Origin of the sequence: Mucilaginibacter defluvii, from assembly GCF_039543225.1 — a bacterium.
Taxonomy (GTDB): Bacteria; Bacteroidota; Bacteroidia; order Sphingobacteriales; family Sphingobacteriaceae; genus Mucilaginibacter; species Mucilaginibacter defluvii.
In genome coordinates this window covers 897,497-912,536 of the sequence record NZ_BAABJI010000001.1, presented here as the reverse complement: position 1 = coordinate 912,536, position 15,040 = coordinate 897,497, and the positions used below count along the sequence as shown (strand labels likewise).

Here is a 15,040-nt window from a genome sequence, read left to right as displayed (position 1 = left end):
GTGGTTCAATGCAAGACCAACTTGCATTTGTGATAAGGTTTAGGTTGAAGGCCCCGGCAGCGAGTGCATTGGGGTCTTTATATTATTAACCTACGAGACCGTACTTTAATAACTTATTTTCATGAAATCGCTTGTTTTGCGATAACGACACATAATTATAAAAATCAGGAAAAATACTAATCGATTTCAAACATGTTTTTTTTCCTTAAATCTGTTTTCTTTGTACGAAGTTCGTTGACAGCACTTTCTATTAGCTCATCATCGAACAAAGTGTCATGCCACAAATTATGTATCATGCAGTATTCAGTAAAGAAACGGTTGCTGTCATTCTCCCAAGCCTCTCCATAATCCCCAAGCCAATTATAAAATAACAAAATTTGCTCATGATTCGATAATTGCGCTCGAAGTAGCTTCAAGTATCGCATTCGCTCTTTATAGGATTTAATTTCCTTGCTTTTTACGACTGACTTAACTGTTAAGAATAAATGTCGAAAGTAGTGTCCCAAACGTGATGCGTGTCCCGAAAATGGTTTATAGTTGAAATAAAGCTGCGCTTTAGGCAAATATTCTTTTCTTACGCTATTAAACTTGATGTTATCTATATCCGGCTCTTCGTGTCTTTCCCTAGCCTTGGTTACCTTAGCAATGAATTCAGCATCCTCTGGAAACTTCTTTTTAAACTCATCCAGCCCAGAAAAAAACAATAAATAACATTTTTTGAATCCCTCTTTGCCAAGTTTTGGGAATAAATTTAGCCAAATCCCAAATAAGCATTCAAGTTCGGTTTTCATTGTAACAAATACTTTCCGTCCTTCAGTTACCTTTTCAAACCTATCTAAGTAAACCTCCTCTTTATTGCGTATTTCCTTGAAGTCATAGCCATTTATTCTCATTTCAGTCGCGTTATCCCGATGAAGGCTAAGCATTTCATAAAACTGAGATTCAAACTGCTGTACCTTAATCTCTGAATTTTGATGATTAATTTGATCTTGTAATTGTTTAGTGTTAGCTGCTTGTTCCTCCACAAATAGTTCGCGTTGTTGCTTGTTAGCTCTATATTGAATATAAAATGCCAAGCCAGTTACTATCACTCCTGAAAGCGCTATAAACGGATTCATTAACCCTCCAATGGTATCACCAATTTGACCGGTATTTGTGAAATCAAAATCTTCATTCAAGGATTTCCTTGTAAGAATAAAAGGCGCGCCAAATCCTAAGAAGATCAAAAGCACGGCAAAAAGCAGACTAATTTTAACTTTCCAATTGAAGTCCTTTTTGTTACTGAAAACCTTTCTTTTTTTCTTTTTTAGAGACTTTAATGAAACTTGGCTCTGCAATTTGACGATTTTATCCAAAACAATCACCATTAAGCAAGATAAGGCTATGGCGAATAAAGTGAATGCTATAATTAGTGTTGTCAAGTGATTAAGGTTTATTAGTAAAAGTACTACTCGTTAATTAGTATTCTACTCGCTAAAATAATATTTTTTTACAAATCAGGATGTTGAGAATTTCCTTGAGCAAGTATGCCTTTTAATAAATACTTACGCGTAGGAATTTAAAGTGAGGTTTAATTTAACGAGTAGTTGCTTACGTAAACTATGATAGTGTTATTTCGTTAATTTATTGAACATATTCGGCGGTACGACCTTGAATTAACTGCTAAATTAAAGGTAAAGGCTTTCATCTACAAAAAACTTGAGATAGAGAAATGATAGTTTGTAGTAGAAATTGATTTAGTAATCACTCGCGATTTTTCAATAATTGTACCTTCTCTTTTTCACTTTCAAGTAAGCGCTCTAATAATGCTACCTTTTCGTCGTAAAGAACTACGATTTTTTCTATTGGGTTAAAATTACAGTTGTAAGCATTGTATGCACCATTGTTAAAACTGTTATCATTGAAAGTATTAAAATATACAATCGCTGCTTGTTCATCGAAGTTCTTAATTGCCTCTACAGGAACTTTCAATATCGCCGCAATTTGCGCCAGTATATCTTCCTCGATGGTTTCCTTCGCTTCCAGCAGGGAAACCCTCTTTTGGCTCCAGTCCTCGCCCAGCTCGAAAGCAAGTGCCTCCTGCTTCAGCCCCAGCATTTCGCGAAAGCGTTTTACGTTGCGGCCATGATGTATTTGGTTGGGTTTTTCTGCTGTTGTACTCATCGGGTATAAATGTAAGGCTTAAACAAATATAGTAAAAAATGCCCTTCATGCCTATTGCGGCTTAAAGGACTATCGCAAAACTAATTTATCCCGGTGCCATTCTTCGATAGAAGATTCAGGAATAGTTTAGTAAACACCTGCTTTTGAAATTTGATAGGCTTGCCAATACAGACAGGCATTAAATCAATTACTATGCAAGCAGATAAGCAAAGCGATTGGGGCAACCCAATCAAATACCTTACCCTGAAAGAGATCGGCGATCCGGTAACTGCCATGGACGCATTCTTCGACGATGACTGGCTACCCGACCAGTTGGCTCGTTTAGCGTCATGGCGGGAGGCGATATTCAGTAAGACCTATTACACCGGCAGGAACGGCAATCCCGGCAGCCTGTTAAGTTTCCAAGAATCGAACATTATTTTGATAGAAGCCGCGTGGGTGCTGTGGAAACGCGGCGAGACTGTCGGAATGATAAACGCAGACCTAATCTCAAGTGAACGTGACGCATGGCGGGATTATCCACAAAACCTGAATGAAGCGGAGCTGTGCGATCCGTTTTCGGTTATCGGGCACATCTTTAGCAAATACAGCCCACCGGACTACCGGGTTCAGCTATACGAATGGCTGGAACATGGCCTGTCCCGTATCAGCGGCGAAGGTTGGGTCGTTACGGCTGATTTCATTGCCATCTATGAGAACCTGCAAAAACTGTATTCCGCATCATGGCTGATCTACCAGCGTAGCAAGGCGCTGCCACATTTAAAGAGTAAAGGTGACCGCGATGTAACCGCCGCACAAGTTACAGAAATAACAAGCAATCAAGCGAACGGCATAACCTTTTACCAGTTGAATGCTGTAATCCCATCGGCCTATAACGATATGCTTAGGGGCTTGGTTACCGTTATCAAGGATAAGGTGCAGACTGTGCAATGCGTTATCTATCTTGGAGTAAGGCCGGATTTATCAGGTAAGATATTCCTTTTGGTGTTGACATCGGACGATGAGCAGCGGCAGGCGCAGCATCTGAATGGCAACCTCGAGCAGAGTTGTGAAGCAATCGCAAAGGTGACTGTCTTGGTGCATTACGCCAGCGCTTTTACATCCGCCGTTGCCAAAAGCAACCCTTTTTTCTGCCAGTCATTATCATGCCCCATAATCTATTTATCGGGCGGTCTGCTGTTGCCGGTGCCTCCCGTTTCGAAAGCTTCTCCTGATGCCTTAAAGCAGGCCGACTATTGGCACCGCTGGTACCAGCAGGGCAAACAGTTCTATGATACCGCAGATTGGTGCATACGGCAAAAATCCGCTAATGCCGCGCTGTTCCTTTTGCACCAATCGGCAGAATGTTTATTGGTCGCCATCATCCGTGTGGTAATTGGTTACGAGATCAATAATCATAACCTGTCACGACTGCTCGCTATCACTGAAATGTTCACTATGGATTTTACTGGCGTATTTAATCTTGAAGATGCGAAGGACGAGGAGCTGTTTCAGGTGTTAAAGAATGCTTATATCGATGTGCGGTATAGGGACAACTATGCCGCCAACAATGCGAAGGCAGCAGCGGTAAAAACGAAAGTACATCAGCTTATTGAACTGACTAAGCGCATTTACAATAAATTCCTGTTGACAGCCGATCTGTAGGATACATGGCTTGAACTGTAGTTTGTTTGCGGTTCCGGCAAGCTACGGCTCTCCAGCGCATACGCGCAGACCAGCCGTAGCCAGCCTCGCCGCCTTTGCAGTAATACGTTTTGTACCTCTCATATAACTGCTTTGTCAGTTACATAGTTATACTGTTCTGTGATAACAGGCTTTACAGATTTGCGGTTATAGCGATATTGTTCGGCTGTTTCATTTTTTTGTAACTGTTCTATGTGACATTCTCTATAACCTACGGTAATATCTTACTACTAAACCTGCTACCTATTCTTGCTCCTGTTTTGTACTGTTGTGTTTGACGGTATCCTATCGCGGACACAAAATTAGCTCCGCAGGAAAAACAGTCAAGGGCATGTGAATGGCGATTGAGTTGCATCTAAATTCGCCACCCTTGACAGTTTATCCTGCTTGCTCTCCGGTTGTTTAAGCGATAAGAATACCATACTATGAGCCCTTCAGGGCGTAAAGGCGATGCTTAGTGCGCGTGGTATTTCCTTTCGATGATGGGCTTTGCTATCTGCTGGCAAGAACGGCAAGCGTTCGACCCCGGCAGCGGCGGGTACCGCGCAGTACCCGCCCGTCATCGTCGGGTGGTGCGCTTCATTGTTTGCAAGCTGTTTTGCCGACCCGATCAGACGAACATATTTTTTGGGTTTTTAATGAAGTTTGAATCGTGCGAAAAGAGGAATGTAACAACAGAACAGGCTATCAAGCTATTTGAAGAACAAGGCTGCCATATAACTGAAAATGAGGCAGAGAAAATTTTGGATATATTGTATTTTTTGAGTAAATTGATTGTAAATCAGGAGATTAAAAATGAAGATAGCGGATTTATACATAAGGGTGAGCACAGACGAGCAGGCGGATAAAGGTTATTCGCAACGCAGCCAGGAAGAAGTCTTACGAAGGTATTGCGAAGTCAACCACATCAGCGTTAGAAAGGTCATTATGGAAGACCATTCGGCTAAAACTTTTATTCGCCCCGAATGGGCGAAACTGCTTGGCCTGCTCAGAAAGCATAAGCACAAGAGCGACCTTGTACTGTTCACCAAGTGGGACAGGTTCAGCCGCAATGCGCCAGACGCCTATCAAATGATTGCTACGCTAAAAAATCTTGGTGTCGAGCCACAGGCGATTGAACAGCCGCTGGACATGGAAGTACCGGAAAATAAGATGATGCTGGCTATCTATCTGACCGCACCGGAGATAGAGAACGACCGGCGTGCACTAAATGTATTTTACGGGATGCGCAGGGCGCGGAAAGAAGGCCGCTGGATGGCTACCGCGCCAGTGGGTTATCAGAACAGGACGATGGAAGGTGGCCGTAAAACGATCATCTTTAAACAACCGCAGGCATCCGCGTTAAAGTGGGCTTTCGAAGAACTTAGCTTTGGGCAAACGACGGTTGCAGAAGTATGGCGGCAGGCAAGGCAAAAAGGGCTTGATTGCAGTAAGAACAACTTTTGGCATGCGCTACGTAACCCGGCTTACATCGGCAAGATCGTTATTCCAAAACTGAAAGATGAAGCCAGTTACTTGGTGGACGGCTTACATGAGCCGCTTGTTCGTACAACGGTGTTTTACGATGTTCAGGACGTATTGGACGGGCGCAAACGTAAAAAGGCAGTAAAGATAGTTGCCGATGAACAACTGGCCTTAAAAGGGCATCTAAAGTGCCCGCGTTGCGGCGGTACGCTGACCGGCAGCGCATCAAAAGGGCGTACCAGCTATTATCACTACTATCACTGCAAGTCACCTTGCGGCTACCGTGAGAAAGCAGAAGAAGTTAACAGCATCTTTCAAAGCCATCTAAAAGACTTTTCTTTAAATCCCGTTTGTGCCGAAGTTTTTAAAAAGGTGATCCTCGATGTTTACAGCAATGAATCATCTTCCACCAGCGCCATTAAAAAGCAATATATCGAAAGGATTACCGCACTAAATAACAGGGTAACTAAAGCAAGGGAATTGTTGTTAAACGGCGATTTGGATGCTGGCGATTACCGTACAGTTAAGACAGATGCGGAAAGGGAAATGCAGGTATTAGAGGGCAAAATAGCTGATCTGCGGAATGATTATATGAGCATGGGTGAACTACAAAAGCTATTGGATAAAGCGCTTGTGAACCTTTGTATCGTAGATAAAATATATTATAAGTCAGACAGGTACGCCAAACGGAAACTGATCGGTTCGATTTATCCCGAAAAGTTCACTTTTGAGGAAATAAAAGTTCGAACCGCAAAAGCGTCGGAATTATTTGAGTATATATACTTGATTAACAGTAAATTAGAGGGGCAAAAAAAAGGGACAAACGATTTATTATCTCGTTTGTCCCAAGGGGTGATCCCGTTTGGATTCGAACCAAAGACCTACTGCTTAGAAGGCAGTTGCTCTATCCAGCTGAGCTACGGGACCGGCCTGCGTTTTATTTCGCGGTGCAAATATGCTAATTTATAGTGAATTTGACAATGACTAAAACAGCTTCATTTCGATCCAAAAAAAGCTTTTAAAAAATAAAGTCCCCTTACACTCGCTGCTTGGGGACTTCAAACCTAAACCTTATCACATTAGTAAGCATAAAACTTACTGTTGCAAACATAATAAATCAGTGTAGTAATTACACCATAAAAATGTAAAAAACTTATTATAATATTATTAATTACAACCCGCGCGAATATTTAACAATTTTTGTAAAGCCGCAATTATTAAAAACTTATAGTATTGTATTATAATAAATGTAATACATACATTTTAAATACATTGTATTGATAATAACAATTCATTTTTTCGGGCTGCCTTTAAGCAAAATTATAGGCAGAATTTATTGTTTCACCAATATCTTTTCAGCCCATTTGCCGTCTCCATCTGTAGTTTCATTCGGCTTGAGGCCGAGTATAGCGGTAACCACATTGTAAACGTTAACATTGTTAAAGGAGCCTGGTTTAATGCCTTTTTTAAACGACGGCCCCCATGCCATAAACGTGGCGTGTACATCTTTCACCAAGTACGGATCAAGCCCGTGCCACCCCGGGTTAATGTGCGTTTTACCAATGTATTTGAAAACATGCGGCCACTCGGGTTTTAGCAATATATCGCCTATGCGGTTAAAGCGGTCATCATCGGCGCCGTAATGGAGCTTGACGGGCATATCTTTTTTTAGGATGACCTGATAATTTTTAGCCCCGGCCGTAAGTTTTTTATAAGCGCCCTGCACATCAGCGCCGGGCCTGACATATAACTCCACCAAAATACCATCGCCTGCCACAATAAACTTATTGGTATCAATCACAGGTAATTCCATCGGATGTTCGTCGTCAACGCGGGTCATGCCATGGTCAGACACAAAAATAAAATTAACATCCAGACCTGTTTGCTTTGCTACCTTAACCAGTTCATTTACTACCGAATCCACAAAATGCACTGCGGCGCCTGTTTCTTTGGAGTCAGGGCCATACTTGTGGGCGGCATCGTCAACGTCTGACATGTAGAAAGTGATCAAATGCGGCCGCTTTTCATCCGGAAGATGCAGCCACTCACCTACCTGCGCTATGCGGCGGTGAATAGGGATGAGTTTGTTATAGTTATAGTAGTATGTTGGATTGATACCCCGTATCGGTGCCTCAGCAGCTACCCAGTAAAAACTGGCCGACAGCATTTGCTGCTGCTCTGCCAATACCCATAACGGCGTACCGCCATACCAGCTGCTATCAGCTACGGCCTTTTTATCGTTATTATTGTAACGCCTCCCGGTTTTCGGGTCATAAAAATTGTTGTGTACAAGTCCGCTATGCGACGGGTACAAACCGGTTACAAGGGCGTAATGATTAGGGAAGGTTAGAGACGGGTAAGCCGGTATCATGGAAGCGGCACGCACTCCGCTATCAGCAAAGGCAAGCAGGTGCTGGGCCTTATATTCATCCGCGAAATCATACCTGAAAGCATCTGACGATATCAGGATAACATAGGGCTTTTTTTGCTGTTCGATGCTGTTTTTGCGCCCGGCGATAATCTGCTGCGTGGTATCTGTTTGGGCATAGCCGCTTGCAACGAGCAGTAAGAAAAGTATGACAAGAACATTTTTCATCTGTAGCAAAAATACGTAAAAGGCCTTTAAGCAAAATGAACACCGTATTAAGACGTGATAACAATTCTGTTATATTTGCGCGCACTTAAATCAGTCACATGAAAATACGAATCGCATACATCCTTATCTTCTTGGCTGCGCTGTCAGCCTGTAAAAAAGATGATATTGAAAGCTTTCCGCATATATTGAAATTTAGCGGTATCAGCAAAAAAGGTGATGTTCGTGTATACATTAATGCCGGTGCCGAACTTAAAGATAAAGTAGCGATAAGGAAATATCTTGCTAACTGGAAAACTCTTGACGATGATAACAAACCCTACAATTCCAATGTCATCACCTTCACAAATAAGGATTCGATAACCTTCGGAAAGTTTGATCTTAAGTATTCGGTACAACGAAAAAAAGATCAGTACCTATTTTACTCCGAATACCCGTTGTTTATAGGCTTTGAAAATATTGTAGATCCGTATGTGTTGTACACTTCAGAGATTGTACATGTTGATCAAACATCAGGATACCCTTCACGCAGAAAAGATGTAAGAGTAGCTTATGGAAATAACAGTAACTTAAAGCTTAGCATTTTACAGTATAAAATTGTCCGCAGCAACGGCAATAGTTACTCCATGGCTATGGGATATGTATTTAATGAGTTTAGCACAAGTAATTTAAATAGCTTAAAACAAGGCGACACGTTAGCTGTACAAGAATACACCATTAATTACAGGAAGTAAAACAAGCATCAGTTCATCTTGTTATTCTCGGCAAAGCCTTTGAGCATAATAATAGCCGCGTTCATTTTATCGGTATCTAAAAAGGCTTCGCCTTGCGGATTGATGTAGCCCTCAAATTCTTCCAGCACATCGGCATTTACCGAGGCGAAGCCCATTGACCACTCCGGGAAGTTACGTGTATTGAGCGGCCCGGCGGCAAGCTCTATCACATTACGGTGCCTGTCGTCAAGCAATATGCGGCGGTAGGTACGCATCACCTCATCTTTATCGCCCTCGAGCACCTGCATAAAAGTGCCGTCGGCATAAAGCAGCATGCCGGTAATTTGGTTTATTACATTGTTATCCCGGCTGACGGACAATATCTCTGCCAACTCAAAATCGTTTAATAAAGTGGTTGACGTACTGAGATAAATAATATTGAACATAAATAAAAAGCAGGTAATTACTCTATTTAACAGTAAAAACCCGCTTTTGTTACGTTTTAGCTATAATTAAGATATTCTTTTTAGGTAAACCGCGCCCAACGGCGGCAACGAAACGCTGGCAGATTGCGGTTTGCCATGCCATTCCACCGCCTCGGTTTGCACCTGGTTGTTGGTTACATTACCACTACCCCAGTACTCACGTGCGTTAGAATTAAATATCTCCTGCCAGGTACCTGCCGCGGGTAGCCCTACACGGTAATTTTCACGTACCACTGGCGTCATATTCAATACTACAATAATATCGTCAGCCGGATTGTGCCCTTTGCGGGCGTACACCAACACCGAATCGTTAGCATTGCCGCCGTCAACCCATTCAAAGCCGCTCCAGTCAAATGCTTTTTCGTAAAGCGCGGGTTCGCTGCGGTAAATATGGTTAAGCGCCTTAACCGTTTCTTTTATGCCCTGGTGGCAATCGTACTGCAACACATGCCAATCCAGCGAGTATTGGTAATTCCATTCGCTCCCTTGGCCAAACTCACTACCCATAAACAACAACTTGGTACCCGGATGGCTAAACATGTAGCTGTACAGCAGGCGCAGGTTCGCAAACTTTTGCCACTCATCGCCTGGCATTTTATTGAGCATGGATTGTTTGCCGTATACCACCTCATCGTGCGAGAAAGGCAGCATAAAATTCTCGGTAAAAGCGTAAATGGTGCTAAAAGTTATTTGCCCGTGATGATACTTTCGGTATACCGGGTTATTGGCAAAATATTTCAGCGTATCGTGCATCCAGCCCATCATCCATTTCATGCCGAAACCTAAACCACCCGCGAAAGTTGGTCGGCTTACGCCTGTAAATGATGTAGACTCTTCGGCTATGGTTTGCACATCCGGAAAATGAGCATACACCGCCTCGTTAAACTCTTTCAGGAACGATATAGCTTCAAGGTTTTCATTACCGCCGTAAACGTTAGGCTCCCACTCGCCATGATTACGCGAATAATCAAGATATAGCATGGATGCAACGGCGTCAACGCGTATACCATCGGCATGGTAACGGTCAAGCCAAAATAAAGCGTTACTGATCAGGAAAGCCTTTACCTCGTTACGGCCGTAGTTAAATATGTATGATTTCCAGTCGGGATGATAACCTTTGCGGGTATCAGCATGCTCATATAAATGCGAGCCATCAAAGCGGTAAAGCGCGTGTGCATCTCCGGGGAAATGCGATGGTACCCAATCCAGTATCACACCTATACCGGCATTGTGCAGGCGCTCAATCAGCTCCATTAACTGCTGCGGAGTACCGTAGCGGGATGAGGCTGCAAAAAAGCCGCTTACCTGGTAACCCCAGCTTGGATAGTAGGGGTGCTCCATTATCGGCATAAACTCCACATGGGTAAAGCCCATTTCCTTTAGGTAAGGCACCAGTTTATCACCTAACTGCGTGTAGCTTAAAAATTCATCCGGACTTTCCGGGTTACGCGCCCAGGAGCCTACGTGCATCTCATAAACCGAGTAAGGTTTATCCAATGCGTTATGCTCATGCCGGTTGCTCATCCATTGCTTGTCTGTCCACTCGTAATACGTATCAGCCACTATAGATGCTGTATGCGGGGGCAATTCCCAGCGCAACGCGAAAGGATCGCTTTTTTCAAGCTCTTCACCTGAAGACGACTTGATAAAATATTTGTAGGTTTCGCCCACACCAACGTTGGGGATAAAACCTTCCCAAATACCGGAGCTATCCCAACGGACCAACAACTGGTGCGACCCGCGGTTCCAGCCGTTAAAATTGCCCATTACCGAAACATATTGCGCGTTGGGCGCCCAAACCGCGAAGTACGTACCCACCACGCCTTGATGTTCAATTACGTGCGAGCCAAATTTTTCGTACAACTTATAATGCTTGCCCGCCTTAAACAGCGATACATCAAAGTCGGTAAAACGGCTGTAAGGCTCCACTGCTTTAAAAGCATGGGCGGCAACAGGGGCTTGTTGTTCTACATTAACAATGCTATCCGCCTCCGGTGTAGTTGAAGCTGTAGTTTCGCTACCTTTTGCCGGTACCGGTTTGGCACTTGCCCTGGTAGCTTTTTTAACTTTTTGGGTAGTAACGTCGGTTATTTCTGATTCGGTTTTCTTGGTTTGTTTTGCCATAGTAAAATGCCTTTTTCAGGCGATTGTTCCCCTTGTGGAGATAGGATGATCGATACTCAAATATATCATAATTGAACATACTTAAAACACCTTTGTTTTAGCGCGAACAGCTATCCGCATAAAATAAAAAAGGAGTTATCCGTTTGTGCGGATAACTCCTTTTTTATAAGCGTTTTAATTAATTATTGCTGTGGCGTAGTAGCCGGTTGCGTGGTGCCCTGCTGGCCTTGCTGATCAGGCGCTTTACCTATCAAATCCATAAACTGATCCAGTTTTGGTGTGATGATGATCTGCGTACGACGATTTTTGGCTTTACCCGCCTCGGTGCTGTTATCAGCAATCGGGTTATACTGGCCACGGCCACCGGCGGTTAAGCGCTTAGGATCAACCGCGTAATTGTTTTGCAACGCCTGAACTACTGATGATGCACGTAAAGCGCTCAGATCCCAGTTGCTACGTATGTTCTTCTGCGCGATAGGCACATTATCCGTATTACCTTCGATCAGCACATCGTAATTGTTGTAATCCTTAATGATCTTGGCAATCTTGCTTAGCGTCTCTCCTGCCTTGTCAGATATTTCGTAGCTGCCTGATTTATACAGCATATTATCAGCCAGTGAGATGTATACAACACCCTTTAGCACCTGCACATTAACATCCTTCATTTCCTGCTGGTTTAACGAGCGGGTAAGGTTGTTGGTAAGCACCATGTTAAGCGAATCGCTTTTGTTTTTGGCATTAACCAATTGTTGTATGTAGCGGTTTGAGGCGTTGATTTCGTCAACCAGTTTGGAGATGTTCAGGTTACCCTGTCCGCTTGAGGTTAAACATTTGTCGAGCGCGGCCTGCAGCTGTTTGTTGTTAGCGCGTTCGGTAGCAATCTGGTCTGTAAGGTTTTCAACCTTGTTAGTGGCTACCGCTAAATTTCGCTCGGTAGTGAGGTATTTCATCCGCATAGATTTGGTATTGCTATCCAGGCGGTTATAATCTGTTTGCAGCTGTTTGTATTTTTTGCTGCTTACACAACCCTGGCCAATTACTGCGGCAAGCAGCAGCACAGGTATTGTTGTTAATGATAATTTCATAGCGTATATATTTTTTGTGATAAAATATTTAACAATACATTCAACTAATATTATGCCATAAAGTTTTAAAAGGCTAATTATACACTTGAATTACTTATTTACCTGCGGTATAAAACATGTTGTATTAAATTAAAAATGGCCGGTATTACCGGCCATTTTTAATCGTCTGACTGTATTATTTACTTATTTGTAAAGTATGGAAAGTTTTGGTGTATTTAAATTCCAGCACTTTTTCATCGCTGATGCTAAAATCTGTTATGTCCTTACCATCAATGGTGATGCTTGTCGGTGTAAATGGTAATCCGATCACGCGGAAATGATAACCATCATAACGCGGCGTATACAAGCCTTCCATGCTTTGGTTAAGGGTTAGCGAGCTTTCTTCGCCGTTTACTACAAACTTCTTCTCGGAGTAAATATCCTGCTCGTACGCGAATGATTCACCGTGATCCTCAAAGAAGAACGAGTTGGCTTCGTAATCGCTGTAGTAAACGTTCAGCTTTACTTCCTCTATTGGTTTTTCACCTACGTACTGCATCACCGGGTATTCGGGTATCACCGAACCAGCCTTAACAAATATCGGGATGGTTTCGAGCGGGGTAGGCACTTCAACCTCTTCGCCGCCGGTGATCACCTCGTTTGTCCAGAAATTGTACCATTTACCTTTTGGAAGATATACCTTACGGCTTTTTTGACCGGGCTCCAACACCGGGCAAACCAGTATCTTATCGCCATAGGTAAATTCATCCTGGCGGAAGTGATTCTTCAGCACATCCTGCTCCTGCATTACTACCGGGCGCAGTATAGGGAAACCATAACGGTGATGCTCCCAAAATGCGGAGTACATGTACGGCAGCAAGCGGTATCTTAATTCAATAAAATTACGGTTGATGGCCGTGAACGGCTCGCCAAAGCTCCATGGCTCACGCTCCTTGGTATCACCGGCGGAATGCGCGCGCATAAAGGGCGAGAACGACCCCAATTGTATCCAGCGGGTAAACAGCTCGCCGTCAGGCTCGCCGCTAAAGCCGCCAATATCAGTACCGCAAAATGGTATGCCCGACATAGACAGGCGCTGGCATTGTATATTGCCCAGCCTTAAATGCTCCCACGAGGCCACGTTATCACCCGTCCAAACCGAGGCGTAACGTTGCAAGCCAGAGTAGCCCGCGCGGGTTATGGTGAACGGGCGTTTGTTCTTCAATATTTTGCGCATTCCCTCATAAGTGGCACGCACCATTTGCATACCATATACGTTGTGCGCCTTGCGGTGCGAACCGCGATAGCCATCGTAATCGTGCCTTACATCGGCCGGGAAGGTGCCCGAACCGAAAACGGCAGGCTCGTTCATATCGTTCCAAACACCGGCTACGCCGTATTCAATCAGTTCGTCAAACAAACTACCCCACCACTCGCGTACTTCGGGGTTGGTAAAGTCAGGAAACTGGCAGCGGCCTGGCCATACGTGGCCTTCCATATAATAATCATCGCTGCGGCGACAAAAATATTTCTTCTCTTTACCCTCTTTAAATACCGGGTAGTTATCATCCACACGGATACCAGGGTCAACAATTACCACCGTTTTAAAGCCCATTTCGGCTGCGTCGGCAATCATCTTTTTAGGATCGGGGAAGTAGCGGCGGTTCCAGGTAAAGCAGCGGTAACCGTCCATATAATCTATATCCAGATAGATGGCATCGCAAGGGATCTTATGCTCGCGGAAACCTTTGGCTACCGCGCGGAATTTGGCTTCGGGATAATAGCTCCAGCGGCATTGGTGATAGCCCAGCGCCCACAGCGGGGGCATAGGATGGGTACCCGTAAGCAGGTGGTAGCTTTTTACCACATCCATCATGTGCGGACCGTGGATGTAGTAGTATTGCATTTCGCCCCCGTCGGCCCAAAAACTGGTTTTGGTTTTATCCTCGCCGCCAAAGTCGAAATGCGCCTTAAAAGTATTGTCAAAGAAGATACCATGTGCGATGCCTTCATTTACGCTGATATAAAACGGTATGCTGCGGTACAGCGGGTCCTGGTTCCAGGCGAAGGAGTAGGCATCGGTATTCCAGTTCACCAGGCGCTTGCCACGCAGGTTAAGCTCGGTCGGCTTATCTCCCAGGCCGAAGAAGTTTTCGTCGGGGTGGCACTCCTTGGTGCTGAACACGTAGTAACCCCCAAACTGGGTGTTCTCCTCCCAGTGCATGGCCTTGGCATCGCTGCTGGTAACTACGTTATTCTGGTCAGAGAAAGAGATAAAAAAATCGGCCTTGCGGATATGGCAGTTCACCTTGGCGGTTGATACCCGGAATTCCTTATCATCCTCGGTAAACTGTACCGGTATATTTTTAGGCTTGAGCTTAGGTACCGCGTACGAGAAATCCTCCAGGAAAACACCGTGCGGAGCGAGCCTCACGCGCATAATCTCCTCGTTAACCACAATCAGCTCCACCTTGGCATCGCCATCGGTAAAGTAATATTTACTGCCCGAACCAACGCCGTGCGTAGGTACGCCAAGATATTTTTTGGTGATGGGCTTAATACCATCGGCCGGATTATTTAAGTGCCTGAACCCTTCTTCTTCTTCAACAAACTCGTTGAGCAGCTCTTTTGGGTTAAGTGTGTTATCTTCCATTTAAATTAATCAGTAAGTGCTACAAAAATGCGCATTGCATAACTTAAACGCAATATAATGTTTTAAACCATTACGCCGGAACTTTTGCATATACCAAT

General features: G+C 44.0%; 10 protein-coding genes, 1 tRNA gene and 1 pseudogene. 4 read left to right on the top strand and 8 right to left on the bottom strand.

Annotated features, from left to right (window positions below):
• Nucleotides 1-176 precede the first annotated feature (176 nt).
• Both ABD960_RS04100 and ABD960_RS04095 read right to left on the bottom strand, forming a co-directional pair.
• Entirely contained in the window at nt 177-1,421 is a 1,245-nt protein-coding gene (locus ABD960_RS04100; protein WP_345329625.1) for a putative phage abortive infection protein, read from the bottom strand.
• Between the two features lie 322 nt (nt 1,422-1,743).
• Nucleotides 1,744-2,163, bottom strand: a complete 420-nt coding sequence (locus ABD960_RS04095; RefSeq protein ID WP_345329624.1) for a helix-turn-helix transcriptional regulator — start codon at nt 2,161-2,163, stop codon at nt 1,744-1,746.
• A 192-nt stretch (nt 2,164-2,355) separates the two neighbouring features.
• On the opposite strand from ABD960_RS04095, the gene ABD960_RS04090 reads away from it, so the two are divergent.
• The 3 genes and pseudogenes from ABD960_RS04090 to ABD960_RS04080 form a co-directional block, all read left to right on the top strand.
• A complete protein-coding gene (locus tag ABD960_RS04090) occupies nt 2,356-3,807 on the top strand; it encodes a HEPN domain-containing protein (protein WP_345329623.1) in 1,452 nt (483 codons plus the stop codon).
• A gap of 518 nt (nt 3,808-4,325) precedes the next feature.
• On the top strand, nt 4,326-4,694 hold the full coding sequence (locus ABD960_RS04085; RefSeq protein WP_345329622.1) for a hypothetical protein: 369 nt from the start codon (nt 4,326-4,328) through the stop codon (nt 4,692-4,694).
• A pseudogene (locus ABD960_RS04080) lies at nt 4,642-5,424 on the top strand (recombinase family protein); the annotation flags it as partial. The gene ABD960_RS04085 and the pseudogene ABD960_RS04080, both read left to right, overlap by 53 nt.
• A gap of 739 nt (nt 5,425-6,163) precedes the next feature.
• Here ABD960_RS04080 and ABD960_RS04075 read toward each other — a convergent pair.
• Together ABD960_RS04075 and ABD960_RS04070 are read right to left on the bottom strand one after the other, a co-directional pair.
• A tRNA-Arg gene (locus ABD960_RS04075) sits at nt 6,164-6,237 on the bottom strand.
• Between the two features lie 406 nt (nt 6,238-6,643).
• Complete coding sequence (locus tag ABD960_RS04070; protein WP_345329620.1) at nt 6,644-7,906, bottom strand: alkaline phosphatase family protein; 1,263 nt, start codon at nt 7,904-7,906, stop codon at nt 6,644-6,646.
• A gap of 98 nt (nt 7,907-8,004) precedes the next feature.
• Between ABD960_RS04070 and ABD960_RS04065 the strand changes: the two genes are divergently transcribed.
• On the top strand, nt 8,005-8,637 hold the full coding sequence (locus ABD960_RS04065) for a hypothetical protein (protein WP_345329618.1): 633 nt from the start codon (nt 8,005-8,007) through the stop codon (nt 8,635-8,637).
• An 8-nt stretch (nt 8,638-8,645) separates the two neighbouring features.
• On the opposite strand, the gene ABD960_RS04060 is transcribed toward ABD960_RS04065, so the two are convergent.
• From ABD960_RS04060 to ABD960_RS04045, 4 genes are all read right to left on the bottom strand, one after another.
• Complete coding sequence (locus ABD960_RS04060; RefSeq protein WP_345329617.1) at nt 8,646-9,062, bottom strand: BLUF domain-containing protein; 417 nt, start codon at nt 9,060-9,062, stop codon at nt 8,646-8,648.
• Between the two features lie 66 nt (nt 9,063-9,128).
• Nucleotides 9,129-11,225: a 1,4-alpha-glucan branching protein GlgB gene (glgB, locus tag ABD960_RS04055; RefSeq protein WP_345329616.1), complete on the bottom strand. Its 2,097-nt coding sequence runs from the start codon at nt 11,223-11,225 to the stop codon at nt 9,129-9,131.
• 182 nt (nt 11,226-11,407) lie between these two features.
• Nucleotides 11,408-12,310, bottom strand: coding sequence for an OmpA/MotB family protein (locus tag ABD960_RS04050; RefSeq protein ID WP_345329615.1), 903 nt, complete (start codon nt 12,308-12,310; stop codon nt 11,408-11,410).
• A 175-nt stretch (nt 12,311-12,485) separates the two neighbouring features.
• Nucleotides 12,486-14,942 (bottom strand): glycoside hydrolase family 31 protein, encoded by a 2,457-nt coding sequence (locus ABD960_RS04045; protein WP_345329614.1) that lies wholly within the window; start codon nt 14,940-14,942, stop codon nt 12,486-12,488.
• Nucleotides 14,943-15,040: the final 98 nt, after the last annotated feature.